23 protein-coding genes, 1 other RNA gene and 1 pseudogene are annotated in these 26,687 nt (G+C 62.2%); 10 read left to right on the top strand and 15 right to left on the bottom strand.

The window, feature by feature from the left end; genetic code table 11:
- Window positions 1-68: 68 nt before the first annotated feature.
- A complete protein-coding gene (rlmE, locus tag FQ668_RS22620) occupies window positions 69-692 on the bottom strand; it encodes a 23S rRNA (uridine(2552)-2'-O)-methyltransferase RlmE (RefSeq protein ID WP_003249947.1) in 624 nt (207 codons plus the stop codon).
- Window positions 693-794: 102 nt separating this feature from the next.
- Here rlmE and yhbY point away from each other — a divergent pair, with 102 nt between their 5' ends.
- On the top strand, window positions 795-1,103 hold the full coding sequence (gene yhbY / locus FQ668_RS22625; protein ID WP_003249945.1) for a ribosome assembly RNA-binding protein YhbY: 309 nt from the start codon (window positions 795-797) through the stop codon (window positions 1,101-1,103).
- 12 nt (window positions 1,104-1,115) lie between these two features.
- Here the strand turns inward: yhbY and FQ668_RS22630 are convergent, their stop codons facing one another.
- The 8 genes from FQ668_RS22630 to grpE form a co-directional block, all read right to left on the bottom strand.
- Entirely contained in the window at window positions 1,116-1,565 is a 450-nt protein-coding gene (locus FQ668_RS22630; protein ID WP_012053750.1) for a hypothetical protein, read from the bottom strand.
- On the bottom strand, window positions 1,543-2,025 hold the full coding sequence (gene greA / locus FQ668_RS22635; RefSeq protein WP_003249939.1) for a transcription elongation factor GreA: 483 nt from the start codon (window positions 2,023-2,025) through the stop codon (window positions 1,543-1,545). Before greA ends, FQ668_RS22630 begins: the two co-directional genes overlap by 23 nt.
- Entirely contained in the window at window positions 2,022-5,243 is a 3,222-nt protein-coding gene (gene carB, locus FQ668_RS22640) for a carbamoyl-phosphate synthase large subunit (protein ID WP_010955363.1), read from the bottom strand. Before carB ends, greA begins: the two co-directional genes overlap by 4 nt.
- A gap of 105 nt (window positions 5,244-5,348) precedes the next feature.
- Window positions 5,349-6,485 carry a glutamine-hydrolyzing carbamoyl-phosphate synthase small subunit gene (gene carA / locus FQ668_RS22645; RefSeq protein ID WP_014592411.1) on the bottom strand — a complete coding sequence of 379 codons (1,137 nt, stop codon included), beginning with the start codon at window positions 6,483-6,485 and terminating at the stop codon, window positions 5,349-5,351.
- A gap of 326 nt (window positions 6,486-6,811) precedes the next feature.
- Window positions 6,812-7,615, bottom strand: coding sequence for a 4-hydroxy-tetrahydrodipicolinate reductase (gene dapB / locus FQ668_RS22650; RefSeq protein WP_012053753.1), 804 nt, complete (start codon window positions 7,613-7,615; stop codon window positions 6,812-6,814).
- Between the two features lie 13 nt (window positions 7,616-7,628).
- Window positions 7,629-8,756 (bottom strand): molecular chaperone DnaJ, encoded by a 1,128-nt coding sequence (dnaJ, locus tag FQ668_RS22655; protein ID WP_010955365.1) that lies wholly within the window; start codon window positions 8,754-8,756, stop codon window positions 7,629-7,631.
- A 197-nt stretch (window positions 8,757-8,953) separates the two neighbouring features.
- Window positions 8,954-10,879: a molecular chaperone DnaK gene (gene dnaK, locus FQ668_RS22660; RefSeq protein ID WP_010955366.1), complete on the bottom strand. Its 1,926-nt coding sequence runs from the start codon at window positions 10,877-10,879 to the stop codon at window positions 8,954-8,956.
- A 101-nt stretch (window positions 10,880-10,980) separates the two neighbouring features.
- Window positions 10,981-11,538 carry a nucleotide exchange factor GrpE gene (gene grpE / locus FQ668_RS22665; protein WP_010955367.1) on the bottom strand — a complete coding sequence of 186 codons (558 nt, stop codon included), beginning with the start codon at window positions 11,536-11,538 and terminating at the stop codon, window positions 10,981-10,983.
- A gap of 192 nt (window positions 11,539-11,730) precedes the next feature.
- Between grpE and recN the strand changes: the two genes are divergently transcribed.
- Window positions 11,731-13,404 carry a DNA repair protein RecN gene (recN, locus tag FQ668_RS22670; protein ID WP_014592412.1) on the top strand — a complete coding sequence of 558 codons (1,674 nt, stop codon included), beginning with the start codon at window positions 11,731-11,733 and terminating at the stop codon, window positions 13,402-13,404.
- Window positions 13,405-13,593: 189 nt separating this feature from the next.
- Here the strand turns inward: recN and fur are convergent, their stop codons facing one another.
- Window positions 13,594-13,998: a ferric iron uptake transcriptional regulator gene (gene fur, locus FQ668_RS22680; protein WP_003249922.1), complete on the bottom strand. Its 405-nt coding sequence runs from the start codon at window positions 13,996-13,998 to the stop codon at window positions 13,594-13,596.
- Window positions 13,999-14,095: 97 nt separating this feature from the next.
- Between fur and FQ668_RS22685 the strand changes: the two genes are divergently transcribed.
- The gene (locus FQ668_RS22685; RefSeq protein WP_023390041.1) at window positions 14,096-14,632 is read left to right on the top strand and encodes an outer membrane protein assembly factor BamE; all 537 of its coding nucleotides are present in this window, start codon (window positions 14,096-14,098) and stop codon (window positions 14,630-14,632) included.
- Between the two features lie 63 nt (window positions 14,633-14,695).
- Here FQ668_RS22685 and FQ668_RS22690 read toward each other — a convergent pair whose 3' ends face one another.
- Window positions 14,696-15,130 (bottom strand): type II toxin-antitoxin system RatA family toxin, encoded by a 435-nt coding sequence (locus FQ668_RS22690; protein ID WP_014592414.1) that lies wholly within the window; start codon window positions 15,128-15,130, stop codon window positions 14,696-14,698.
- Between the two features lie 163 nt (window positions 15,131-15,293).
- On the opposite strand from FQ668_RS22690, the gene smpB reads away from it, so the two are divergent.
- Entirely contained in the window at window positions 15,294-15,776 is a 483-nt protein-coding gene (gene smpB, locus FQ668_RS22695) for an SsrA-binding protein SmpB (RefSeq protein ID WP_014592415.1), read from the top strand.
- A 163-nt stretch (window positions 15,777-15,939) separates the two neighbouring features.
- On the opposite strand, the gene FQ668_RS22700 is transcribed toward smpB, so the two are convergent.
- Entirely contained in the window at window positions 15,940-16,707 is a 768-nt protein-coding gene (locus FQ668_RS22700; protein ID WP_010955371.1) for an FCD domain-containing protein, read from the bottom strand.
- Between the two features lie 256 nt (window positions 16,708-16,963).
- On the opposite strand from FQ668_RS22700, the gene FQ668_RS22705 reads away from it, so the two are divergent.
- From FQ668_RS22705 to ssrA, 5 genes are all read left to right on the top strand, one after another.
- Window positions 16,964-18,634, top strand: a complete 1,671-nt coding sequence (locus FQ668_RS22705; RefSeq protein WP_144180669.1) for a lactate permease LctP family transporter — start codon at window positions 16,964-16,966, stop codon at window positions 18,632-18,634.
- A gap of 62 nt (window positions 18,635-18,696) precedes the next feature.
- On the top strand, window positions 18,697-19,842 hold the full coding sequence (lldD, locus tag FQ668_RS22710; protein ID WP_021784340.1) for an FMN-dependent L-lactate dehydrogenase LldD: 1,146 nt from the start codon (window positions 18,697-18,699) through the stop codon (window positions 19,840-19,842).
- A 75-nt stretch (window positions 19,843-19,917) separates the two neighbouring features.
- Window positions 19,918-22,728, top strand: coding sequence for an FAD-binding and (Fe-S)-binding domain-containing protein (locus FQ668_RS22715; RefSeq protein ID WP_019438966.1), 2,811 nt, complete (start codon window positions 19,918-19,920; stop codon window positions 22,726-22,728).
- Window positions 22,729-23,407: 679 nt separating this feature from the next.
- Window positions 23,408-23,695: a hypothetical protein gene (locus FQ668_RS22720; RefSeq protein WP_014592419.1), complete on the top strand. Its 288-nt coding sequence runs from the start codon at window positions 23,408-23,410 to the stop codon at window positions 23,693-23,695.
- 99 nt (window positions 23,696-23,794) lie between these two features.
- Window positions 23,795-24,186, top strand: a transfer-messenger RNA (tmRNA) gene (gene ssrA, locus FQ668_RS22725).
- Between the two features lie 228 nt (window positions 24,187-24,414).
- On the opposite strand, the pseudogene FQ668_RS22730 reads toward ssrA, so the two are convergent.
- The 3 genes and pseudogenes from FQ668_RS22730 to FQ668_RS22740 form a co-directional block, all read right to left on the bottom strand.
- Window positions 24,415-24,594: pseudogene (locus tag FQ668_RS22730) on the bottom strand (helix-turn-helix domain-containing protein); the annotation flags it as partial.
- Window positions 24,595-24,721: 127 nt separating this feature from the next.
- Entirely contained in the window at window positions 24,722-25,330 is a 609-nt protein-coding gene (locus FQ668_RS22735; RefSeq protein ID WP_144180671.1) for a LysE family translocator, read from the bottom strand.
- On the bottom strand, window positions 25,323-25,622 hold the full coding sequence (locus tag FQ668_RS22740) for a hypothetical protein (RefSeq protein WP_144180673.1): 300 nt from the start codon (window positions 25,620-25,622) through the stop codon (window positions 25,323-25,325). Before FQ668_RS22740 ends, FQ668_RS22735 begins: the two co-directional genes overlap by 8 nt.
- Window positions 25,623-25,723: 101 nt before the next feature.
- On the opposite strand from FQ668_RS22740, the gene gcvA reads away from it, so the two are divergent.
- The gene (gcvA, locus tag FQ668_RS22745; RefSeq protein ID WP_144180675.1) at window positions 25,724-26,626 is read left to right on the top strand and encodes a transcriptional regulator GcvA; all 903 of its coding nucleotides are present in this window, start codon (window positions 25,724-25,726) and stop codon (window positions 26,624-26,626) included.
- The last annotated feature ends 61 nt before the right edge of the window (window positions 26,627-26,687 follow it).

Genomic DNA, 26,687 nt, shown 5'->3' on the forward strand with positions numbered 1-26,687 from the left:
AGTTCGGACGATCCTGACGCAGTGGCCGATTGGAATTAACTATCGACCACCCCGCTTCACACCTTTCATTACCCTTTGAAGCCCCTGCCCAACAGGTATTGCTCGCGGGAACGGTCCCGTGACGACGATGGCTTGCGCATTTGTACCTTGTCGAACTTGCTGCGCACGTCCTTCAGGTACACGTCAAAACCTTCGCCCTGGAAAATCTTGATCAGGAAGTCGCCCCCGGGCTTGAGTACGCGGGTCGCCAGATCGAGGGCCAGCTCGCAGAGGAACATGGCACGCGGAATGTCCACCGCGGGCGTACCACTCATATTGGGGGCCATGTCGGAAATCACAAGGTCTACATGCGAATCGCCCACCGCTTCGAGAATGCGCTGCAGCACTTCGTCGTGGGTGAAGTCACCCTGAATGAAGGTCACGTCGGCGATCGAGTCCATTTCCAGAATGTCGGAAGCGATCAGGCGACCCTGGCCACCAATCAGACGACTGGTCACCTGAGACCAGCCACCAGGGGCCGCGCCGAGGTCGATCACGCTCATGCCTGGGCGGATAAGGCGGTCCTTCTCCTGGATCTCCAGCAGTTTGTAGCTCGCACGCGAGCGATACCCATCCTTCTGCGCCTGCTTCACAAAAGGGTCGTTGAAATGCTCTCGCAGCCAGTTTGCGCTGCTTTTGGAACGTTGTACCACGGGGCACCTCGATGATATGCGTCGTGATTGACTGGGCGGAGCCGGTGGCCCTCGGGTAAAATGCCGGTCAATTTTACAGAATCAGACGGAAAGGGTCAGATTATGCCGCTCAATAACGAGCAGAAGAAGCAATACAAGTCCATTGGTCATGACCTGAAGCCGGTCCTGATCGTTGCTGGCAACGGTTTGAATGAAGGCGTGATCGCCGAACTGGAGCGCGCTCTGGTCGACCATGAGCTGATCAAGGTCGAAATTCGCTCGGAAGACCGCGAAGAACGCGCCGAGACCATCGCCGAGCTGTGCAAGGCCGGCCGCGCCGAGCTGGTGCAGACCATCGGCAAGAAAGCCCTGATCTACCGCAAGAACCCACAGCCGAACAAGCAGCTGTCCAACATCCACCGTTACAAGTAACGGTAGCTCCGATCAGTGGCGCGGTGAACGCGCCCTGACCGGTACCGGCTGGGCCACCAGCACGATGCCGGAAAAGCCCAGCACCAGGAAGCAGAACATCTGCCAGCGCTCGCCCACGGAAATACCGTAGCGCAAGGTGTAATACCCCACGCAGGCCCCGAAGCCGAGCAACAGCATCTGGCCGCGGAACTGCCGCCACCATGCCGCCAGGCCGTCCACCCTCGCCAGCACTGCCAGCTGGGTCAACAAGCCAAGCAACGCCACGCCGATCAACCAGCGGTCGATCTGCCCGGCGATATCCTGCACCAGCAGCGGGGCCAGGCCACTGACCTTGAGCGCAGGCACCAGCCCGACATGGAACACCCACAGGCCACCGACCCAGAAAACCTGGGCCAGTTGCCAGAGGATCCCCTCGAGGGATGGCGCCCGCAGGCGTCGGTCAGATGTGCTTGACTTCGACAATCTCGTACTCGACCGTGCCACTAGGCGTCTTGACGACGACAGTATCACCTTCTTCCTTGCCGATGATGGCACGGGCAATGGGTGCGCCGCTCGACAGCTTGCCCTGCTTCACGTCAGCTTCATCCTCGCCAACGATCTGGTAGGTCACCTCTTCATCGGTTTCGGTGTTGGCCAGTACCACGGTGGTACCGAAAATCACCTTGCCGGTGTGAGGAATGGTGGTCACATCGATGACCACCGAATTCTGCAGGCGGCCTTCGATATCACGGATACGCGCTTCGACCATGCCCTGCTCCTCACGGGCGGCATGGTATTCGGCGTTTTCCTTGAGGTCACCCAGCTCACGCGCTTCACCAATGGCCTGACTCAGGCGCGGACGCTCGGTCTTGCTCAGGAACAGGTGCTCTTCTTCCAGGGCGCGAGCGCCCTGGACGGTCATCGGGTATTTGGTAATGCTCATGCTTTCAGTCCTGCATGCAGATCCTGCAAGCGACGAACGGTCTTTTCCGGACCGAATTTCAGCGCTTCGCAGATGGCTTCACCAGCCGCAATGGTAGTGGTGCAGTAAATCTTGTGCTGCAGCGCATTGCGACGAATCGAGTAGGAGTCGGCGATCGACTGGCGACCTTCGGTGGTATTGATGATCAGCGACACTTCGTCGTTCTTGATCATGTCGACCACGTGAGGGCGACCTTCGGTCACTTTGTTCACACGGCGCACTTTCAGGCCAGCCGCCTCGATAACCTTGGCGGTGCCGGCAGTGGCAACCACTTCGAAGCCCAGGGCGATCAGGTCGCGGGCAACGCCGGCCACTTGTGGCTTGTCGTCGTCGCGTACGCTGATGAACGCGGTACCGCCCGTCGGCAGCACTTCGCTGGCACCCATCTGGGCTTTGGCGAAGGCTTCACCGAAGCTGTCACCGACACCCATCACTTCACCGGTCGATTTCATCTCAGGGCCGAGGATCGGGTCAACCCCTGGGAACTTGGCGAACGGGAAGACGGCTTCCTTCACGCTGTAGAAGTTCGGGATGATTTCCTGGGTGAAGCCCAGCTCTTTCAGGGTTTTACCCGCCATGACACGGGCTGCGATCATCGCCAGGGACGTGCCGATGCACTTGGACACGAACGGTACGGTACGCGAGGCACGCGGGTTGACTTCGATCACGTAGATCTTGTCGCCCTGCAGGGCCAGCTGCACGTTCATCAGGCCGACTACGCCCAGCTCCAGCGCCATTTTCTTGACCTGAACGCGGACTTCGTCCTGCACTTCCTTGCTCAGCGAGTAAGGTGGCAGCGAGCACGCCGAGTCGCCGGAGTGTACGCCAGCCTGCTCGATGTGCTGCATGATCGCGCCGATGACCACGTCGGTGCCGTCGCACACCGCATCCACGTCCATCTCGATGGCGCAGTTGAGGAAGTGGTCGAGCAGTACCGGGCTGTCGTTCGACACTTGTACCGCTTCACGCAGGTAGCGCTTGAGCTCGTCCAGCTCGTAGACGATCTCCATGGCACGGCCGCCCAGTACGTAGGACGGACGCACGACCAGCGGGTAGCCGATGCTGCCGGCAGCACGGATGGCTTCTTCTTCGCTGCGCACGGTGGCGTTTGGCGGCTGCAGCAGGCTCAGGCGCTGAACCATCTGCTGGAAGCGCTCACGGTCTTCGGCGCGGTCGATGGCGTCAGGGCTGGTACCGATGATCGGCACGCCAGCTTCTTCCAAAGCGCGGGCCAGCTTCAGCGGGGTCTGACCGCCGTAGTGAACGATCACACCTTTCGGCTTCTCGACGCGGCAGACTTCCAGCACGTCTTCCAGGGTCAACGGCTCGAAGTACAGGCGGTCGGAAGTGTCGTAGTCGGTGGAGACGGTTTCCGGGTTGCAGTTGACCATGATGGTCTCGTAACCGTCTTCACGCAGCGCCAGGGCTGCGTGCACGCAGCAGTAGTCGAACTCGATACCTTGGCCGATACGGTTCGGGCCGCCACCCAGGATCATGATCTTGTCGCGGGTCGACGGATTGGCCTCGCACTCTTCCTCGTAGGTGGAGTACAGGTAGGCGGTGTCGGTGGCGAACTCGGCGGCGCAGGTGTCGACGCGCTTGTACACCGGGAACACTTCCAGCTTGTGGCGGTGGCGACGCAGGTTCTTGTCGGTGATACCCAGCAGTACTGCCAGGCGCTGGTCCGAGAAGCCCTTGCGCTTGAGGCGCAGCATGTAGTCCTTGTCGATTGCCGACAGGGCCAGGGTCTTGACCTTCTCTTCTTCTTTGATCAGGTCTTCCATCTGCACCAGGAACCACATGTCGATGCCGGTCAGATTGAAGATTTCTTCGCAGGTCATGCCCGAACGCATGGCATCGGCGACATACCAGATACGCTCAGCACCCGGCACGGTCAGTTCGCGCTTGAGGATGCTGGCGGCTTCCGGGCTGGCCAGGTCGACTTTCGGGTCGAGGCCGCAGGCGCCGACTTCCAGGCCGCGCAGGGCTTTCTGCAGGGACTCCTGGAAAGTACGGCCGATGGCCATGACTTCACCCACGGATTTCATCTGGGTGGTCAGACGGGCGTCGGCTTTCGGGAATTTCTCGAAGGCGAAGCGTGGCAGCTTGGTGACGACGTAGTCGATCGACGGCTCGAAGGACGCTGGGGTGCGACCGCCAGTGATGTCGTTCTGCAGCTCGTCGAGGGTGTAACCAATGGCCAGCTTGGCGGCGATCTTGGCGATCGGGAAGCCGGTGGCCTTGGAGGCCAGGGCGGACGAACGCGATACGCGCGGGTTCATCTCGATGACGACCATGCGGCCGGTGTTCGGGCAAATGCCGAACTGGACGTTGGAACCGCCGGTTTCCACACCGATTTCACGCAGCACCGCCAGCGAGGCGTTGCGCATGATCTGGTATTCCTTGTCGGTCAGGGTCTGTGCCGGGGCAACAGTGATCGAGTCACCGGTGTGCACACCCATCGGGTCGAAGTTCTCAATCGAGCAGACGATGATGCAGTTGTCCTTCTTGTCGCGGACCACCTCCATCTCGTATTCCTTCCAGCCGATCAGCGATTCGTCGATCAGCAGCTCTTTGGTCGGCGACAAGTCCAGACCACGGGTGCAGATTTCTTCGAACTCTTCACGGTTGTAAGCGATACCGCCGCCGGTGCCGCCCATGGTGAACGACGGGCGAATGATGCACGGGAAGCCAAGCTTCTCGAGGACCGCATTGGCCTCTTCCATGCTGTGGGCGATACCAGAGCGCGGGCATTCCAGGCCGATGTCCTTCATGGCCTTGTCGAAGCGCGAACGGTCTTCGGCCTTGTCGATGGTGTCAGCGTTGGCACCGATCATCTCTACGCCGAACTTCTCCAGAACGCCGTGGCGCTCCAGGTCCAGGGCGCAGTTCAGGGCGGTCTGGCCACCCATGGTCGGCAGGACGGCGTCCGGGCGCTCTTTCTCGATGATCTTGGCCACCGATTGCCACTTGATCGGCTCAATGTAGGTGGCGTCGGCCATGGCCGGGTCGGTCATGATGGTGGCTGGGTTGGAGTTCACCAGGATGACGCGGAAACCTTCCTCGCGCAGGGCTTTACAGGCCTGCGCGCCGGAGTAGTCGAATTCGCAGGCCTGGCCGATCACGATCGGGCCAGCGCCGAGAATCAGGATGCTTTTGATGTCTGTACGTTTTGGCATGGTGGTCACTCAAATCCGGGGTCAGTCGGCAAGCCGCTTTGAACAATCTGGGTCAGGCGCTGCCGGGCGCGGCGTGTGCCGGCCCGGGGCCTTGAAGCAGGATGCTCAGCGGCGCTTGGCCATGGCATCGGTGAAACGATCGAACAGAGGCGCGACGTCGGTCGGGCCCGGGCTCGCTTCAGGGTGGCCCTGGAAGCTGAACGCGCTCTTGTCGGTACGCTCGATACCCTGCAGGGTGCCGTCGAACAGCGACTTGTGAATGGCGCGAACGTTACCCGGCAGGGTCGCCTCGTCAACGGCGAAGCCGTGGTTCTGGCTGGTGATCATGACCACACCGGTATCCAGGTCCTGGACCGGGTGGTTGGCACCGTGGTGGCCGTGGCCCATTTTCACGGTCTTGGCGCCGGAAGCCAGGGCCAGCAGCTGGTGGCCGAGGCAGATGCCGAATACCGGGATCTCGGTTTCGAGGATTTCCTTGATCGCCTGGATCGCGTAGTCGCACGGCTCAGGGTCACCAGGGCCGTTGGACAGGAACACGCCGTCCGGGTTGAGTGCCAGCACTTCGCTGGCAGGGGTCTGGGCCGGCACCACGGTCACGCGGCAGCCACGGGCAACCAGCATGCGCAGGATGTTCAGCTTGACGCCATAGTCGAAGGCGACCACATGGTAAGGCAGGTCGGCTGCGTCGATGGTCGGGTGGCTGTCGGTTTTCAGCTCCCACACGCTGGAGCGCCACTCGTAGCGTTCCTTGGTGGAAACTACCTTGGCCAGGTCCATGCCCTTCAGGCCTGGGAAGCTGCGGGCGGCGGCGATGGCGGCTTCTTCGCTGATGTTGTCACCGGCCAGGATGCAACCGTTCTGGGCGCCTTTTTCACGCAGGATACGGGTCAGGCGGCGGGTGTCGATGCCAGCGATGGCAACGACGTTGTTGGCCTTGAGGTACTCAGGCAGCGACTGGGTGTTACGCCAGTTGCTGGCCAGCAGCGGCAGGTCACGGATGACCAGGCCAGCGGACCAGACGCGGTTCGACTCGGCGTCTTCCGGAGTAGTACCGGTGTTGCCGATGTGCGGGTAGGTCAGGGTAACGATTTGCTGCGCGTAGGAAGGGTCTGTAAGGATTTCCTGGTAGCCGGTCATAGCGGTGTTGAATACCACCTCACCAACGGTCTGACCGTCGGCACCGATGGCTTCACCGCGAAAAATACTGCCGTCGGCAAGGGCGAGTATGGCTGGCTTTGTCAAGAAGACCTCCCGTAAATCAAGCATGAAAGGGCGATCGCAGGTTGCAAAAAAGCGGAGTGACGTATGGACACGTCACCCCGCTTTCATGTGCTGAATTCAATTCGCTGCGCGCTTTTAGTGGACACACTAAAGCTGTAGCTTACAGAAAAGTGTGTTTTCGGTCTACCGTGGATGTGTCTCTAAAACACATCAATGCGACAGACTGACATCTGTGTTGGCTTCTTCGCGGGCTTGCCCGCTCCCACAGGGACCGCACCAGCCCAAGAGCAACGCCGCACCTGTGGGAGCGGGCAAGCCCGCGAAGAAGCCAACACCACACTCACGGCTTAACGCAGCTCAAGCACATCCTGCATGTCGTACAGCCCCGGCTCGCGCCCATCCAGCCACAGCGCCGCACGCACGGCACCCTTGGCGAAGGTCATGCGGCTGGAAGCCTTGTGGGTGATTTCCAGGCGCTCGCCTTCGGCAGCGAACAACACGGTGTGATCGCCCACCACATCGCCGGCACGCACGGTAGCGAAACCGATGGTCTTGCGATCACGCGCGCCGGTCTGCCCTTCACGGCCATATACGGCCACTTCCTGCAGATCACGGCCCAGCGCATTGGCAACCACTTCACCCATGCGCAGTGCGGTACCCGATGGCGCATCGACCTTGTGCCGGTGGTGCGCCTCGATGATTTCGATATCGACATCATCGCCCAGCACCCGCGCAGCCATATCCAGCAGCTTGAGGCTAAGGTTGACACCCACGCTGAAGTTGGCGGCGAACACGATTGGAATGTCCTTGCCAGCTTCGGCCAACAGCTGCTTCTCTTCGACTGTAAAACCGGTCGTGCCGATGATCATCGCCTTGCCGTGTTTGCGGCAGAACGCGAGGTTCTTCAGGGTCACCGAGGGGTGAGTGAAGTCGATCAGTACATCGAACTCGTCGGCAACCTTGGCCAGGTCGTCGGACAGCAGCACGCCAATTCGGCCAAGTGCCGCCAGCTCTCCGGCATCAGCCCCGACCAACGAGCTGTCAGGGCGATCGATCGCCGCAGTCAGCCCCGCGCCCGATGTTTGTTGCACGGCTTCGATAAGGGTTTTGCCCATCCGCCCCGCCGCGCCCATCACTGCAATACGTCGCATAACCTGTTCCTTGTCAGAGATCGCCGAAGAAGCGCTTCACACCATCGAACCAGCCGCTGGCCTTGGGCGAGTGGGAACTGTCACCTTCCAGCGAATCACGCAGCTCTTCGAGCAGCTCGCGCTGACGGCGACTGAGATTGACCGGGGTTTCTACGGCCACACGGCACAGCAGGTCACCCGCACCACCGCCACGCACCGGGGCAACGCCCTTGCCACGCAGACGGAACTGCTTACCGGTCTGGGTGCCTTCCGGAATCTTCAGCTTCACGCGACCATCCAGGGTCGGCACTTCCAGCTCGCCACCCAAGGCAGCATCGGTGTAGCTGATCGGCACTTCACAGTACAAATGCTTGCCGTCGCGCTGGAAAATCTCGTGCTCACGCACGCTGATCACCACGTACAGGTCGCCAGTCGGGCCACCATGAGTACCAGCCTCGCCCTCACCCGACAGACGGATGCGGTCGCCGGTATCGACACCTGCCGGCACCTTGACCGACAGCGTCTTGTATTCCTCGACACGACCTTCACCATGGCACGAAGTGCACGGGTCGGTAATGATCTTGCCTTGGCCATGGCAGCGCGGGCAGGTCTGCTGCACCGAGAAGAAGCCTTGCTGCATGCGCACCTGGCCGATGCCGCCACAGGTCGGGCAGGTCGACGGGGTCGAGCCCTTCTTGGCACCGGAACCGTCGCACGGCTGGCAGTTGACCAGGGTGGGCACGCGGATACTGACCGTGGTGCCACGCACCGCTTCTTCCAGGTTCAGCTCCAGGGTGTAGCGCAGGTCGCTGCCGCGCTGGGCACCGCCTCGACCGCCACCGCGACCACCGCCGCCGAAGAAGTCGCTGAACACATCACCGAAGATGTCGGAGAAGTTGGCACCACCAAAGCCGGCACCACCGCCACCCATGCTTGGGTCGACACCCGCATGGCCATACTGGTCGAAGGCCGCACGCTTGCTCGCGTCCGACAGCACTTCGTAGGCCTCGTTGGCCTCCTTGAACTTGTCTTCCGACTCTTTATCGCCCGGGTTGCGGTCCGGGTGGTACTTCATCGCCAAACGGCGGTAAGCCTTCTTGAGGTCCGCTTCAGTGGCGCCGCGCTCGACACCCAGGACCTCATAATAATCACGCTTGGACATAGGTCATTTGCACCTTGTTGGGCGTGTGGCATCTGCGCCACGCCATCAGCACCCGCGCGCGACCCTCAAGAGCCGCTGACAGATGCTGTAAAAATTCTCGAATTCCAGATACGCCAACGCGGGAGCAAGCCCCCGCGCGGCGACATCCTACCAGCTCCCCGGCAAACGACGGGGAACTGGCCGACAACATGCAGGGATTACTGCTTGTTGTTGTCTTTCACTTCTTCGAACTCGGCGTCAACCACGTCATCGTGCTTGGCTTCCGGCTCGGCCTGCTGCGCGCCACCCTGAGGCTGTTCAGCCGACTGCTCGGCGTACATCTTCTGGGCAACCGGGGCAGAGACCTTGGACAGCTCCTCAACCTTGGCGTCGATGGCAGCCTTGTCGTCGCCTTTGACAGCGGCTTCCAGGGCAACAACGGCGGCCTCGATGGCGGTTTTCTCTTCAGCGGTAACCTTGTCACCTGCATCAGCGACCATCTTGCGGGTCGAGTGCACCAGCGCGTCACCCTGGTTACGGGCAGCAGCCAGCTCTTCGAACTTGCGGTCTTCCTCGGCGTTGGCCTCGGCGTCACGCACCATGCGCTCGATCTCTTCGTCCGACAGGCCGGAGTTGGCCTTGATCACGATCGACTGAGTCTTGCCGGTGGCCTTGTCTTTCGCACCTACGTGCAGGATGCCGTTGGCGTCGATGTCGAAGGTCACTTCGATTTGCGGCACGCCACGCGGTGCTGGCGGAATGTCAGCCAGGTCGAACTTGCCCAGCGACTTGTTCTGCGCAGCCTGCTTACGCTCACCTTGCAGCACGTGAATGGTCACGGCGCTCTGGTTGTCGTCGGCAGTCGAGAACACCTGCGACTTCTTGGTCGGGATGGTGGTGTTCTTCTCGATCAGCGCGGTCATCACGCCACCCATGGTTTCGATACCCAGGGTCAGCGGGCTTACGTCCAGCAGCAGGACGTCTTTCACGTCACCGGCCAGTACCGCACCCTGGATGGCAGCGCCCATGGCGACGGCTTCGTCCGGGTTGACGTCCTTGCGCGCTTCTTTACCGAAGAAGTCGGCTACTTCCTTCTGCACCAGCGGCATGCGGGTCTGACCGCCGACCAGGATCACGTCGTCGATCTTGCTGGCGTCGATGCCGGCGTCTTTCAGGGCGATGCGGCAAGGCTCGATGGTACGCTTGACCAGGTCTTCGACCAGCGACTCCAGCTTGGCGCGGGAGATCTTCACGTTCAGGTGCTTAGGACCGGTGGCATCTGCAGTGATGTACGGCAGGTTGACGTCGGTCGACTGAGCGGACGACAGCTCGATCTTGGCTTTTTCTGCGGCTTCTTTCAGGCGCTGCAGGGCCAGAGGATCGTTCTTCAGGTCCATGCCCGACTCTTTCTTGAACTCGTCGACAAGGTAGTCGATCAGGCGCATGTCGAAGTCTTCGCCACCCAGGAAGGTGTCGCCGTTGGTAGCCAGTACTTCGAACTGGTGCTCACCGTCGACTTCGGCGATTTCGATGACCGAAACGTCGAAGGTACCACCACCCAGGTCATAAACGATGACGGTGTGGTCGCCCTTGGCCTTGTCCATACCGTAAGCCAGTGCAGCGGCAGTCGGCTCGTTGATGATGCGTTTTACGTCCAGGCCAGCGATGCGGCCGGCGTCTTTGGTAGCCTGGCGCTGGCTGTCGTTGAAGTAGGCCGGAACGGTGATGACCGCTTCGGTGACTGGCTCGCCGAGGTAGTCTTCGGCGGTCTTCTTCATTTTCTTCAGAACTTCGGCGCTGATCTGCGGCGGAGCCATTTCCTTGCCAGCAGCCTCGACCCAGGCGTCACCGTTGTTCGCCTTGACGATCTTGTACGGCACCAGCTTGATGTCTTTCTGCACGACATCTTCTTCGAAGCGGCGGCCAATCAGGCGCTTCACTGCGAACAGGGTGTTGTGCGGGTTGGTGACAGCCTGGCGCTTGGCCGACTGGCCGACCAGGATTTCGCCATCGTTGGCGTAGGCCACGATCGAAGGGGTAGTACGCGCACCTTCGGCGTTTTCGATGACTTTGACGTTACCGTTTTCCAGAATGGAGACGCACGAGTTGGTGGTCCCCAGGTCGATACCGATGATTTTACCCATGTTAACTCTCCCGAAACTTGAATTTGGTAGCAGCGACTACTTTGGCCAACTGCGGTAATACTTGAAGGCTTGACACCTAGATGGGGATGCCCCGAAGGATTTCAAGCCTTTTCATTGATCGAGGGTTGCGCCGCGCTCGGCGCCTTGCTGACCACCACCATGGCGGGGCGCAGCAGGCGGCCGTTCAGCAGGTAGCCCTTCTGGAACACGTTCAGCACGCTGTTTGGCTCGACCTCGGCGTTTTCCTGCATGGCCATGGCCTGGTGGTGCTCAGGGTTGAACGGCTGGCCGTGCGGGTCGACAGCTTCAAGGTTGTAGCGCTTGAGGGTGTCCTGGAACATCTTCAGGGTCAGCTCGACCCCTTCGCGGATCTGCTTGACGTGCTCATCGTCGGCACTGGAGTGAGCCAGGGCCAGTTCCAGGCTGTCGATCACCGGCAGCAAGTCGCTGGAGAACTTCTCCAGGGCGAACTTGTGGGCTTTCTCCACATCCTGCTCGGCACGACGGCGTACGTTCTGCAGGTCGGCAACGGCGCGCAGCGCCTGGTCCTTGGCTGCGGCCAGCTGTTCCTCGAGCTCCAGAACACGGGTATCAGCTGCATTGCCTGCACCGGTTTCTTCCACGTTAAGGTCTTTCTCGTTCAGCTGCTCATCAGCCATGGGGTCTCTCCTGCGCAATTTTGTGGACTGCGAGCCAGGCTCGCCTTGGATGTCGGCTATATGGGGCCGGAAAAACCAGGTTCAAGGGGCAAGGTGGTTTTCGAGGCTGCAACAGAATCTGCGAAGGGGCATTGGCAGGCCTGAAAAAAGTACTGTATAAATAACCAGACCTGATTTCCGGGAGCCGCCCCCATGCTGGTGCACCTGTCCATTCACAACTACGCCATCGTCGAGCACCTCGACCTCGAAATCGCCCGTGGCATGTCCGTCATCACCGGCGAGACCGGTGCCGGCAAATCGATCATGCTCGACGCCCTCGGCCTTGCCCTGGGCGACCGTGCCGACAGCGGCGTGGTGCGCCCCGGCACCGACAAGGCGGACATCCTGGCCACCTTCGACCTGGTGGACATTCCCGAAGCGCATACCTGGCTGGCCGAGCGCGACCTGGACAACGAAGGCCTGTGCATCTTGCGCCGGGTGATCACCGCCGAAGGCCGCAGCCGCGGCTACATCAACGGCACGCCCTGCCCGCTCGGCGACCTCAAGGCGCTGGGCGAACTGCTGATCGATATCCACAGCCAGCACGAGCACCAGTCCCTGCTCAAGACCGACACCCACCGTCGCCTGCTTGACGAGTATGCCGGTGCCGTCGACCTGGCCCGCCAGGTACAGCTTGCAGCCAAGCGCTGGAACCAGACCCGCCTGGAGCTGGAGCGCCTGTCCAACTCGGGCGACGAGCAGCGCGCCCGCCACCAGTTGCTCAGTTACCAGCTGGAAGAGCTGGACAACCTCGGCCTGGGCGAGCACGAACTGGAGCAGCTGGAGCAGGAACACAAGAACCTGACCAGCGCCGAAGCCCTGTTCGGCATCTGCCGCCAGGTCATCGACCAGTGTAGCGAGAGTGATTCGGGCAATGTGCTCAGCGCCCTCACCTCCAGCCTCAACCGCCTGGGTGCCGCCACCAACTCGCCCAAGGCACTGAGTGAAGCGGCCAACCTGATCGCCAGCGCGCAGATTCAGGTCGAGGAAGCCGTGGGCGAACTCAACCGCTTCCTCGACAACTTCGACGCCGACCCGATGCGCCTGCAAGCCCTGGAAGAGCGCCTGGACACCATCTACACCCTGGCGCGCAAACACCGGGTGCACCCCACCGAGCTGCCCCACCTGCAACAGCAACTGATGGAGGAGCTGGAAGGCCTTAACGCCAGTGACGAGTCGATCGAGCGGCTGGGCGAAGAGCTTGCCGCCTACGCCCAGCACTATAAAGAGAAGGCGCGCGAACTCAGCGGCCTGCGCCAGCAAGCGGCGCAGCAGCTGGCAGGCGCGGTGGAGCAGGAAATCCAGCGCCTGGGCATGCCTGGCGGGCGCTTCTGCATAGAGCTGACACCCAACGAAGGCGCAGACCTGTCACCCCATGGCCTGGAGCAGATCGAACTGCTGGTCAGTGCCAACCCAGGCCAGCCGCTCAAGGCCCTGGCCAAGGTGGCGTCGGGTGGCGAACTGTCGCGCATCAGCCTGGCGATCCAGGTCATTACCGCGCAGACCTCGCGCATTCCTACCCTGGTGTTCGACGAAGTCGACGTGGGTATTGGCGGGCCAACGGCAGAAATCGTCGGTCAACTGCTGCGGCGCCTGGGCGAGCGCGGCCAGGTACTGACCGTGACCCACCTGCCGCAGGTGGCGGCGCAGGGGCATCACCATTTGTTCGTGCACAAGGTGCGCAACAGCGACACCACCCACACCGCCGTGGCTAGCCTTGGCAAGCGTGAGCGCGTGGAAGAAGTGGCGCGAATGCTCGGCGGTATCGACCTGACCAAGGAATCCCTGGCCCATGCACGCAAGATGGTGGTGAGCGGCAAGGCCTGAGCCCTTCTTTTCCAGGACGATTCGCGGGCACGCCCGCTCCCACAGGGTGATCACAGGATCTGAAACCTGAGGTGTACCTGTGGGAGCGGGCGCGCCCGCGAAGAGGCCGGCACGGACAACACATCTTTTAGCCCCAGAAAGCACAAAGGCGACCCGAAGGTCGCCTTTGCTATCCATAACGAAAAATCGTTACTTCTTCTTACGCACGTACAGGACCAGATTGTGGTCCACCAGCTCGAAGCCATGCTCGGCTACGATTTCGCGCTGGCGCTTCTCGATTTCGGCGTCCATGAATTCGATGACTTCACTGGTATCTACGTTCACCATGTGGTCGTGGTGACCGCCATCAGCCAGCTCGAACACTGCATGACCGCCGTCGAAGTTGTGGCGAACCACCAGACCCGCCGCCTCGAACTGGGTCAGCACGCGATAGACGGTGGCCAGGCCTACATCCTCGCCAGCCTCCATCAGCGCCTTGTAGACATCCTCTGCACTCATGTGACGCTGCTCGGTAGAGTCGAGCATCTGAAGGATCTTGACTCGAGGCAGGGTCACCTTGAGACCGGCTTTGCGCAATTCGCTATTTTCAACCATGGTCAGCTTTCTCGCCGATGCTGCTTCGCAGCTTCTCTTAATACGGGTATGATCGGGGTTTACGTTGTCCAGCCAAGATAGTGGAAGTCGCCCACCGATGCAAAACACCAAGCTCTTGCTAACCAGCCTCACCCTAGTGGGACTGCTCGCACTCGCCGGTTGCTCGTTTCCCGGGGTTTACAAAATCGACATCCAGCAGGGCAATGTCGTCACGCAAGACATGATAGACCAATTACGCCCGGGAATGACCCGCCGGCAAGTAAGGTTTATCATGGGCAACCCGCTGATTCAGGACACCTTCAACACTAATCGTTGGGATTACCTGTACAGCCTGCAGCCTGGTGGCGGTAAACGTCAGCAAGAACGCATGAGTGTATTTTTCAACGAAAGCGATCAACTGGTCAGCCTGTCTGGCGACTTCATGCCAGGCGTAAGCCGCGATCAGGAAATCCTCGGCGGCAGCAGCGACACCACCGTCAGCCCAGCCACCGAGCCAGGCCAGGCCGAACAGCCGGCAGCGCAACCTGAAGAAAAACCGGCCAAGCCTGGTTCGACCGAAGAGTCCATCCAGCGCGAGATCGACACCATCGAGACCACCCCGGTCCCGACCCCGGCACCGCTGGAAACCCGCTAAGCGGGAACAGCAGATGCAAAAAAGCCCGGACCTGGTCCGGGCTTTTTGTTTGCGCCTTATCCGTCAGGCATTCAATTGCTTGGCGCGCTGGCAGAACGCATCGACCAGTGTGTTGGCCGCCTGATTGAACAGCGGGCCCAACGTTGCGCGCACAATCGGCCCAGCGTAATCGAAGGAAAGGTCCAGGCTGATCTTGCAGGCTTTTTCACCCAGCGCCTTGAACACCCACACACCATGCAACTGGGTGAATGGCCCTTCTTCGAGGTTCATCTCAATGGACTGCCCCGGCACCAGCACGTTACGCGTCACGAAGTGCTGGCTCATACCACCCTTGGCCACTTCGAGCTTGGCACGCATGTGTGTATCGCTGGTTTCGATCACCGTCGAGGCCGAGCACCACGGCAAAAACTCAGGGTAGCTGGCCACATCGTTGACCAGATCGTAAAGCGCCTGGGCGGGGTATGGCAGCAGGGCGGAGCGTTGAATATGGGTAGTCATCCAGGCGTCACTTCCAAGGCTGGGTGGCGACGCTTCGCAGCGTGCCGAAAACAGGTTCTGTGCGTATGACAGGGTTTGTATTGTCCGGTATTCATTCCAGTGGCTCAAGCACACCGAAATCCCATAGCGGACGACGCGCGGACTTGCCTATAATGCCGCCCCTATGGCTAAGCAAAAAAAACATCCGACCGGGACCATCGCGCAAAACAAGAAAGCGCGACACGATTACTTCATCGAACACAAGTTCGAGGCCGGGCTGGTCCTGTCCGGCTGGGAAGTAAAAAGCCTGCGAGCCGGCAAGGCGCACCTGACTGACAGCTACGTGCTGCTCAAGGACGGTGAGGCCTGGCTGTTCGGCAGCCACATCACCCCGCTGACCACGGCCAGCACCCACGTCATCGCCGACCCTACACGCACCCGCAAGCTGCTGCTGAACAAGCGCGAGCTCGAGCGCGTGGAAGCGGCCGTGGCGCAAAAAGGCTACACCTGTGTGGCTTTGGCGCTGTACTGGAGCAAGCACCTGATCAAGTGCGAAATCGCACTGGGCAAGGGCAAGAAGGAATTCGACAAGCGCGACACCATGCGCGAACGCGATTCCAACCGCGAGCTGCAGCGGGCTGTGCGGAACAAGGGCAAGGAAGACTAACCAGCCTGCCTGGCCGCTGTGGGAGTGGCCTTGTGTCGCGAAAGGGCTGCGAAGCAGCCCCAGCAATCTGCGCATCGACGCCGATCCTGGGGTCGCTCTGCGACCCTTTCGCGACGCAAGGCCGCTCCCACAGGCCCCGCGTTACAGCACAAAGAGCGTGCTCTCAGCGCCCGCTGCGCCGCTCCGCCCGCGCCACCCGCTGCGCTTCTTCGTGCGCCTCATGCAGCACCTCCTGCACATACAAAATGTGCCGGCTGGACACCTCTCGCGCATCCTCCGCCCTGCCCTCGACAATCGCCAGGTACAGTTCCCGGTGCTGACTGATCAGCATGTCCCGGGTTTCGGTGCGCTGCTGGTACATGCCGCCGATGTTGGTCACCACGTTGCGCTTGAGCAGGTCGAACAGCCCCCGGATGGTGTGCAGCAACACCGCGTTATGGCTGGCCTCGGCGATCGCCAGGTGAAAGCGCGCATCAGCCGCGCCCTCCTCGGCACGGGTCACCTCATCGACCCTGGCATAGCAGTCCTGCAGCGCATCGAAGGCCGCCTTCAACCGTGCCCGGTCCGGCTCGGTGGCACGCTGGGCAGCGTAATAGGCGCAGGACGCCTCCAGGGTATGGCGGAATTCGAGCAGGTCACGCTGCGCTTCGGCACTGTGCTCGAGCAACTGCAGCAACGGGTCGCTGAAGGTGGACCCCAACGACTCCGCCACAAAATTACCCCCGCCCTGACGGCTGACCAACAGCCCCTTGGCCACCAGCTTCTGGATCGCCTCACGCAGTGACGGGCGGGACACACCAAACTGTTCGGCCAGGACGCGCTCGGCCGGCAGCCGCTGCCCCGAGGTCAGCGTGCCTTCCAGAATCATCCCTTCCAGCCGATCGACAATGTCGTCGGACAGGCGCCGTTGGCGTACCTGATCAAAAACCATCACATGCTCTCCACAAACCCCCGGCAAATTTCAGGGGGTGTCTATTCTCGCCGATCCAGGCCACGCAAACACCCATCAAGCCGCGATTTTCCGAGCACATCAGACGCCCGCTCATCGGCACGCGACCAAAGTTTTGCACGGGACAAATTGACACACCCACGGCAGCGCTTTTAACCTAGCGCCCAGCCATTGTAAATTGGTCTTACCAATTATCCAATGCCAGTGCCTGACCAACAACAATTAGGGGCCACCCCATATGCAAACCTGGCAACAACTCTATAGCCCGCTTGGTAGTCTTGGCTTGTCCGCACTGGCGGCGGTCATCCCTATCGTGTTCTTCTTCCTGGCCCTCGCCGTGTTCCGCCTCAAGGGCCACGTAGCGGGCAGCATCACCCTCGCGCTGTCGATCCTGGTGGCGATCTTCGCCTTCCAGATGCCTGTCGACATGGCCCTCGCCGCCGCGGGTTACGGCTTCCTCTATGGCCTCTGGCCAATTGCCTGGATCATCGTTGCCGCGGTGTTCTTGTACAAACTCACGGTCAAGAGCGGCCAGTTCGAGGTGATCCGCAGCTCGGTGCTGTCGATTACCGACGACCAGCGCCTGCAAGTGCTGTTGATCGGCTTCTGCTTCGGCGCCTTCCTCGAAGGTGCGGCAGGCTTTGGCGCACCGGTGGCCATCACTGCCGCACTGCTGGTGGGCCTGGGCTTCAACCCGCTGTACGCTGCCGGCCTGTGCCTGATCGCCAACACCGCGCCAGTGGCCTTCGGCGCCCTGGGCATCCCGATCATCGTGGCCGGCCAGGTTACCGGTATCGACGCCTTCCACATCGGCGCCATGACCGGCCGCCAGCTGCCGCTGCTGTCGCTGTTCGTGCCGTTCTGGCTGGTGTTCATGATGGACGGCCTGCGTGGCGTGAAGGAAACCTGGCCTGCCGCCCTGGTCGCCGGCCTGAGCTTTGCCGTCACCCAGTACTTCACCTCGAACTTCATCGGCCCGGAACTGCCAGACATCACCTCGGCTCTGGCCAGCCTGATCAGCCTCACCCTGTTCCTGAAAGTCTGGCAGCCCAAGCGTGCGTTCAGCGAGGCCAAGGGCAGTGTCGGCGCAGCCGTTGTGCAGCCAAGCGGCAGCCAGCCTAGCCCGTACAGCTTTGGCGAGATCTTCAAGGCCTGGTCGCCGTTCCTGATCCTCACCGTGCTGGTCACCATCTGGACCCTGAAGCCGTTCAAGGCGGCTTTCGCTCCGGGCGGCGCGATGTACAACTTCGTGTTCAACTTCGCCATCCCGTACCTCGACCAGCTGGTGATCAAGACCGCACCGATCGTTGCCGCGCCGACCGCCATGCCGGCGGTGTTCAAGCTCGACCCGATCTCCGCCACCGGCACCGCGATCTTCCTCTCGGCGCTGATCTCGATGGCGGTGCTGAAGATCAACTTCAAAACTGGTCTTACCACTTTCAAAGAAACCTTCTGGGAACTGCGCTGGCCGATTCTGTCGATCGGCATGGTGCTGGCTTTTGCCTTTGTCACCAACTACTCGGGCATGTCCTCGACCATGGCCCTGGTGCTGGCCGGTACCGGCGCCGCGTTCCCGTTCTTCTCGCCGTTCCTCGGCTGGCTGGGCGTGTTCCTGACCGGCTCGGACACCTCGTCCAACGCCCTGTTCGGCTCGCTGCAGGCCACCACCGCGCACCAGATCGGGGTCAACGACACCCTGCTGGTGGCGGCCAACACCAGCGGCGGCGTAACCGGCAAGATGATCTCGCCGCAATCGATCGCCGTGGCCTGCGCCGCTACCGGCCTGGTCGGCAAGGAATCCGACCTGTTCCGCTTCACCGTCAAGCACAGCCTGTTCTTCGCCACCATCGTCGGCCTGATCACCCTGGTCCAGGCTTATTGGCTGACCGGCATGCTGGTCCATCACTAAAGTGAAAGGGGCCGGGCGCCATCGCGCGCCCGGCACTCCCACAAGCAACGCTGCGAGAATCCATGATCATTTCTGCCTCTACCGACTATCGCGCCGCGGCCCAACGCAAGCTGCCCCCCTTCCTGTTCCACTACGCTGACGGCGGCGCCTACGCCGAGCACACCCTGCGCCACAACGTGTCGGACCTGGCCGGCATCGCCCTGCGCCAGCGCGTGCTGAACAACATGTCCGAGCTCAGCCTGGAAACCAAGCTGTTCGACGAAACCCTGAGCATGCCGGTGGCCCTGGCCCCGGTCGGCCTCACCGGCATGTACGCCCGTCGCGGTGAAGTGCAGGCAGCGCGCGCGGCAGCCGCCCACGGCATCCCGTTCACCATGTCTACCGTGTCGGTGTGCCCGATCGAAGAAGTGGCGCCCGCCATCGACCGGCCGATGTGGTTCCAGCTGTATGTGCTCAAGGACCGCGGCTTCATGCGTAATGCCCTGGAGCGGGCCAAGGCCGCCGGCGTCAAGACCCTGGTGTTCACCGTGGACATGCCCGTACCCGGCGCTCGCTACCGCGACGCCCACTCTGGCATGAGCGGCAAGAACGGCCCGCTGCGCCGCGTGCTGCAAGCCATGACCCACCCCGAGTGGGCATGGGACGTGGGCGTGATGGGCCGCCCGCATGACTTGGGCAACATCTCCAAATACCGTGGCAACCCCACCGGCCTTGCCGACTACATCGGCTGGCTGGGCAACAACTTCGACCCGTCCATTTCCTGGAAAGACCTGGAGTGGATCCGCGAGTTCTGGGACGGCCCGATGATCATCAAGGGCATTCTCGATGCCGATGACGCCCGCGATGCGGTCAAGTTCGGTGCCGACGGCATCGTGGTGTCCAACCACGGCGGCCGCCAGCTCGACGGCGTGCTGTCCAGCGCCCGCGCCCTGCCGGCCATTGCCGACGCGGTCAAAGGCGACCTGAAGATTCTGGCCGACTCGGGCATTCGCAGTGGCCTGGACGTGGTGCGCATGATCGCCTTGGGTGCCGACACCGTACTGATCGGCCGCGCCTTCCTCTACGCCCTTGCCGTGCATGGCCAGGCCGGCGTGAAAAACCTGCTTGAGCTGTTCGAAAAGGAAATGCGCGTGGCCATGGTGCTGACCGGTGCCAAGTCGATCAGCGAGATCACCCGCGACTCGCTGGTACGCGAACTGGGCGCCTGAACGCCTGCAAGAACCACCGCCTGAATGACCCGGGGCATGTAGCGCACAGACGCCACAGCCCCGCGAGGAGACTGCATGAGCCTGCCCGCCGCGTTCCTGCGTGATGCCGAGCGCCTGATCCCCGCCGAACGCCGCTTCGACGACCCCACCTCCACCCTGGCCTTCGGCACCGACGCCAGCTTCTACCGCTTGATCCCCAAGCTGGTGGTGCGCGTCGAGTCCGAGGACGAAGTGGTCGGCCTGATCAAACTGGCCCAGCGCGAGCGGGTGCCGGTCACCTTCCGCGCTGCCGGCACCAGCCTGTCTGGCCAGGCCATCAGCGACTCGGTGCTGATCGTGCTCGGCGATAACTGGAACGGCCGCGAAATCCGTCGCCAGGGTGAGCAGATTCGCCTGCAACCCGGCGTGATCGGCGCCCAGGCCAACGCCTGGCTGGCCCCCTTCGGGCGCAAGATCGGCCCCGACCCGGCCTCGATCAACGCCTGCAAGATCGGCGGCATCGTCGCCAACAACGCCAGTGGCATGTGCTGCGGCACCGCGCAAAACACCTACCACACCCTGGCGGGCCTGCGCCTGGTGCTGGCCGACGGCACCCGCCTGGACAGCGAAGACCCGGCCAGCGTCGCCGCCTTCGAAAGCAGCCACGCCGAACTGCTGGAAGCACTGGCCCGCCTGGGCCGCGAAACCCGCGCCAACACCGCGCTGGCCGAACGCATCCGGCACAAATACAGGCTGAAGAACACCACCGGCCTGTCACTGAACGCACTGGTGGACTACGACCAGCCGCTGGACATTCTGCAGCACCTGCTGGTCGGCTCGGAAGGCACCCTGGGCTTCATCAGCGCCGTCACCTACGACACCGTGCCCGACCACCCGCACAAGGCCAGCGCCCTGCTGGTGTTCCCCAGCGTCGAAAGCTGCTGCCGCGCGGTACCCGTGCTCAAGCAGCAGCCGGTCTCGGCCGTGGAACTGCTCGACCGCCGCAGCCTGCGCTCGGTGCAGAACATGCCCGGCATGCCGCTGTGGGTAAAAGGCCTGTCGGACAATGCCTGTGCCCTGCTGATCGAATCCCGCGCCGCCAGCCAGAGCCTGCTGCACGAGCAACTGCAGCAGATCATGGCCTCGATCGCCGACTTCCCGCTGGAACAACAGGTGGACTTCAGCGAAGACCCGGCCGTGTACAACCAGCTGTGGAAAATCCGCAAGGACACCTTCCCCGCCGTCGGCGCCGTGCGCCAGACCGGCACCACGGTCATCATCGAAGACGTGACCTTCCCCGTCGAGCAACTGGCCGAAGGCGTCAACCGCCTGATCCAGCTGTTCGACAAGCATCACTATGACGAAGCGATCATTTTCGGCCACGCGCTGGAAGGTAACCTGCACTTCGTCTTTACCCAGGGGTTCAACAGCGCCGAAGAAGTCGCCCGTTACCAGGCGTTCATGGACGACGTGGCGCAACTGGTGGCGGTGGAGTTCGGCGGCTCGCTCAAGGCCGAGCACGGCACCGGGCGCAACATGGCGCCTTTCGTGGAGCTGGAGTGGGGCCACGACGCCTACCAGCTGATGTGGAAGCTCAAGCGCCTGCTCGACCCCAACGGCATCCTCAACCCCGACGTGGTGTTGAGCGACGACCCGGATATCCACCTGAAAAACCTCAAGCCGCTGCCTGCCGCCGACGAAATCGTCGACAAGTGCATCGAGTGCGGCTTCTGCGAACCGGTGTGCCCGTCCAAGGGCCTGACCCTCAGCCCGCGCCAGCGCATCGTCATGTGGCGTGACATCCAGGCCAAGCAACGCGCCGGCATCGACACCCGCGCACTGATGCAAAGCTACCAGTACCAGGGCATCGACACCTGCGCCGCTACCGGCCTGTGTGCCCAGCGTTGCCCGGTCGGCATCAACACCGGCGAGCTGGTGAAGAAACTGCGCAGCCAGGCCGCCGACCACGCTAAAACCGCCGACTGGCTAGCCGAGCACTTCCACACCGCCCTAAGCGGTGCGCGCCTGACCCTGACCGCCGCCAATACCGCACGCAAGCTGCTTGGCGCCCCGCGCCTGGGCCGCCTGAGCGCCTCGCTGAGCAAAGCCAGCAAAGGCCGCCTGCCACAGTGGACCCCGGCCATGCCGCAACCGCTGCGCCCCCTGGCCTTCGGCGCGACCAGCAACGACGCCCGCCCCCGCGTGGTGTACCTGGCTGCCTGCGTCTCACGGGTAATGGGCCCGGCCTATGCCGACCGCGAACAAAGCTCGCTGCTGGACAAAACCCGCGCCCTGCTGGAAAAGGCCGGTTACCAGGTGGTGTTCCCCGACAACGCTGACAGCCTGTGCTGCGGCCAACCGTTCGCCTCCAAGGGCTACCCCGAGCAGGCCGAACACAAACGCCAGGAGCTGATCACCGCCCTGCTGCACGCCAGCCGCGGCGGCCTCGACCCGATCTATTGCGACACCAGCCCCTGCACCCTGCGCCTGGTGCAGGACCTGGGCGACACCCGGCTGGACCTGTACGACCCCGTGCGCTTCATCCGCACTCACCTGCTCGACCGACTGGAGTTCACCCCCCAGGACGAACCGGTAGCCGTGCACGTAACCTGCAGCACCCAGCACCTGGGCGAAAGCCAGGCCTTGATCGAACTGGCGCGGCGTTGCAGCAAACAGGTGGTGATCCCGGAAGGCATTCATTGCTGCGGGTTTGCCGGTGACAAAGGCTTTACCACCCCCGAGTTGAACGCCCACTCGCTGCGCAGCCTGAAGGACGCCGTGCAGTATTGCAGCGAAGGCATTTCCACCAGCCGCACCTGCGAGATTGGCCTGTCGAGCCACAGCGGCATCGACTACCACGGCCTGGTCTACCTGGTAGACCGCGTCACCCGGCCACGCAGCCTTTAACGCGTTGATATAGGTGGGGAGCGCTGTGTAGGAGCGGGTTGGAGGTGGACACACATTGGTGACTGGACACAGCCCGTCGTGTAGGAGCGGGTTTACCCGCGAAGAGGCCGGCCCTGCTGGCCAATCTCTACCCGTCGTCCACCGTCGCAGCCGCCACCGCATTCGCGGGTAAACCCGCTCCTACACCGATTGTTGGTGCCCACACATCGGTGGTTGTACACAGCCCGTCGTGTAGGAGCGGGTTCACCCGCGAAGAGGCCGGCCCTGCTGGCCAATTTCTACCCGTCGTTCACTATTGCCGCCGCCACCGTATTCGCGGGTAAACCCGCTCCTACACACAGATTGATGGTGGACACACATCGGTGGTTGTACACAGCCCCCCCGTAGGAGCGGGTTTACCCGCGAAGAGGCCGGCCCTGCTGGCCAATTTCTACCCGTCGTTCACTATTGCCGCCGCCACCATATTCGCGTGTAAACCCGCCCCTACACCGATTGGTGGTGCCCACACATCGGTGGCTGTACACAGCCCGCCGTAGGAGCCGGTTCACCCGCGAACACCGGCAACGCCGGTGCCATCCCCACCTCAATATCGCCCCGCCACCATCCCGATTGAACCCCCGCCAATCCCCCACAGTCCACCTTACAGGCCCACCTTCCAGAGGCCCCAGAGGAGACACCCATGAAAGGTACCGCACTTTCGGCCCTGTTCGCGGCCGCCACCCTGCTGGCTTCGCCGGTGTTCGCCGCCGATGACCTCTGCACCACCAACCTGCAAAAGATCGACGACAGCATGGCCACCGCTGGCGCCACTTCCGAAGGCCTGGACAAGGCCATCACCGAGCACGTCGACAAAGCCAAGGCCGCCCAGGCCTCGGGCGACACCAAGGAGTGCATCGCCATTACCAGCAAAGTGCTGGAGCGCCTGGAAAAAACCGAGAAAGGCAGTAGTGGCAACGGCGGCGCATGAGCCCGAAAGCGGGCGACTGGACCGGCTGTCGACGTCGCCCGCGCAATGGCGTATACTCCGTCCTACGCGCCGTAAGGTGCGTTAGCCAAGAGCTAGTGCGGGGCCGATTAGGATTCGACGCCGGTAGCGAAACTCTAGGTGCATGCCGAGTTGGTAACAGAACTCGTAAATCCACTGTTGCAACTTCTATAGTTGCCAATGACGAAACCTACGGCGAGGAATCCTACGCTCTCGCAGCGTAAGTGACCTTTGCTTCTGGTAGCTTCGGCTCCAGCAATCACTAGGGGATGCCTGTAAACCCGAAATGATTGTCATACAGAACAGGATCGTCGCGTAGCACGTTGTGGGCGAAGTGACTAAAACTTACACAACTCATCCAAAGCACCCTGCCCGTCGGGCGGCTGCGGATTAAATCAGTAGACACGGCTAAGCATGTAGTACCGACAGCGGAGTACTGGCGGACGGGGGTTCAAATCCCCCCGGCTCCACCAAATCCAAAGAAGAAGACGCCCTCGGGCGTCTTTTTTTGTGCCTGGCATTTGGGCGCTGCGGGTCGAAAAATCGGAGTTAACCCTTCCTTGCAGGGCGTTTCCCAAACCGCATCGAAGCCGGCATTCCTTGCCAAAACTCCCGCGAACAGGCGTCGGAACTGATGGGCTATGAATAGGGTAGGCAACGCGTTGAGATCAGCAATTTGACTCACCAAAGCTCAGTCGCCCTCACCCCACCAGCGACAATCCCCTACCCACCCCACCACGCGGCAGATCCTCGAGCCCGTCGATACCATTGGCCAGGTACCGACTACGCCACTTGAACACCACCGGCGCGGTAACGTTCAGCCGCAAGCTGACCTCCTTCGGTGTCAGTCCACTGTCCAGCAACAGCAGAATCGAGGCCCGGGTAACGCTACGATAGGGCATTCGCCCGGAGCGGGCAGTCTTCCTCAGATGTGCGCGGTCGTCATCCGACAGCAGGAATTCCAGTGCCTTCCTGGCCATGCAGCCTCCTGGTTACATTCAAAACGGTTCATTTGCTGGCCGACGCCATCAGCATGCCAAAACAGAAGAAAGTGACGCCCGAAAGCTTGCCGACAATCCGCGCGCCGCGGTTGGTCGACAACCAGCCCCTGGCGCCGTTGGCCATCAGCGCATAGCCGGTGTGCACCAGCACCACCAGCAGGGCGTAGGACGACACCAGTATGAAGAACTGGCTGTAGTAGCTGTCCTGCGCACGGATGAACTGCGGGAAAACCGCCAGGAAGAAAAATCCTGCTTTGGGGTTGAGCAACTGGATCGACAGCGCCTCGACAAAACGACGCCAGGGTTGCGTGGCGGTCACCGTGAGCTCGGGGATGAAGCGCTGCGTGCGCCACATCTTGACCCCCAGGTACAGCAGGTACAGGGCACCAACATACTTGAGCACGGTGAACGCCATCGCAGAGGTCGCCAGGATCAACCCGACACTGCTGGCCGAGAGTCCGGCGACGATGAAGGCGCCCAGGGCGATGCCGAGGATCCCGGGCAGCGCGCCGCTCCATCCATGGCGCAGGGCGTTGGAAAGTGTCAGCACCACTCCGGGGCCAGGGCTGAGTACGGTAAGCGTCGCGAGAATGAGGAACAGTCCATAACTAGCCATGCAGCATGCCTCCTGGCAGCAGGTTCAACAACGTCCGCGCCGCCCAGAGCAGGTATTGCCCCAGCAGCCCGGTGAACAGCAGGCCGGCACCGACCACATAGAGGTACGGTTGCAAGCCTTGATAACGCCTCCACCCCCGCTCGCCACACAGCGCCTGAATACAGGTGGCGCCATCCAGCGGTGGCACCGGCAGCAGCAGATACAGCAGGACATCGCCGGGCAGGCACAAGCCAACTATCACGGCAGCGCGCAGCGAATCCCGATCGGCAGCTTGGGTGGTGTTCACAGTCATGGGGCGGTGGCCAAGGCAGAAACAGCGGCCTTCAGGGTGGCGCGAAGCGCGACTGCTGACAAACGCTTTAATTGCGCCTCTGATGTGACTAAATTAGACAGATGATCGCCGACCTCCCCCCCTTGAACGCCGTCCGTGCCTTTGCCTCGGCTGCGCGTCACCAGAGCTTCAGCCGTGCCGCCGAAGAGCTGCACGTTACCCACAGCGCCGTCAGCCGCCATATCCGGCTGCTCGAGGAACACCTGGGGGTGGTGCTGTTCGAACGCCGCAACCGGCAATCGCTGCTGACCCCGATCGGCAAGGTCTATTTCGAACAGATCAGCCAGGGCCTGGCGCAGATCGCCAACGCCACCCACGCCCTGACCCGCGGCAGTGCGCCGCGCAAGGTAGTGATCAATGTCCGACCGTCTTTCGCGGTGCGCTGGCTGATCCCGCGTCTGCCCGATTTCATGGCGCAGCATCCGGACATCCAGCCTGAGGTGGTCACCAGCACCCTGGCCCCGGACCAGTCACGGGAAGCCTTCGATGTGGTGGTACGCCGTGGCAGCTCGGGCTGGGCGGCCAACGTGGAACCGCACGTCCTGCTCGAGGACGACATGCTGCTGGTCGCCGCACCCGCCCTGCTGCAGGCGATACCGGTAGTTGCACCGAGCGATGTGCTGCGCCATACCCTGCTCTCGGGCCGCACCCGCAGTGGCGACTGGGCGGCCTGGTGCAAACTGGCCGGCATCAGCCAGCCGCAGCGCCAGCCAAGACTGCAGTTCGACCACATGCACCTGGTGCTGCAGGCCGCCGTCGATGGACTTGGCGTGGCGCTGTGTCCGGCCTCGCTGCTGGGCAAGGACCTGGCCACCGGTCGCCTGCACAGCCCACTGCCACACCTGCGCCTGCCACTGACCCGTTACTACTACGGGGTATCCCAGGATGCGGTCGCCGAGACCCAGGTGTTCATCGACTGGATGTTCTCGCAGTTCAGCCCAGGCAGCGACCCGTTGCCGTTATGAGCGCCACTGACACGCAGCGCGCCGTCCTGCACCGGTAACGGCGTATCGAGAAGACACCTGC

Source organism: Pseudomonas sp. Kh14 (assembly GCF_900291005.1).
Lineage (GTDB): Bacteria > Pseudomonadota > Gammaproteobacteria > Pseudomonadales > Pseudomonadaceae > Aquipseudomonas > Aquipseudomonas alloputida.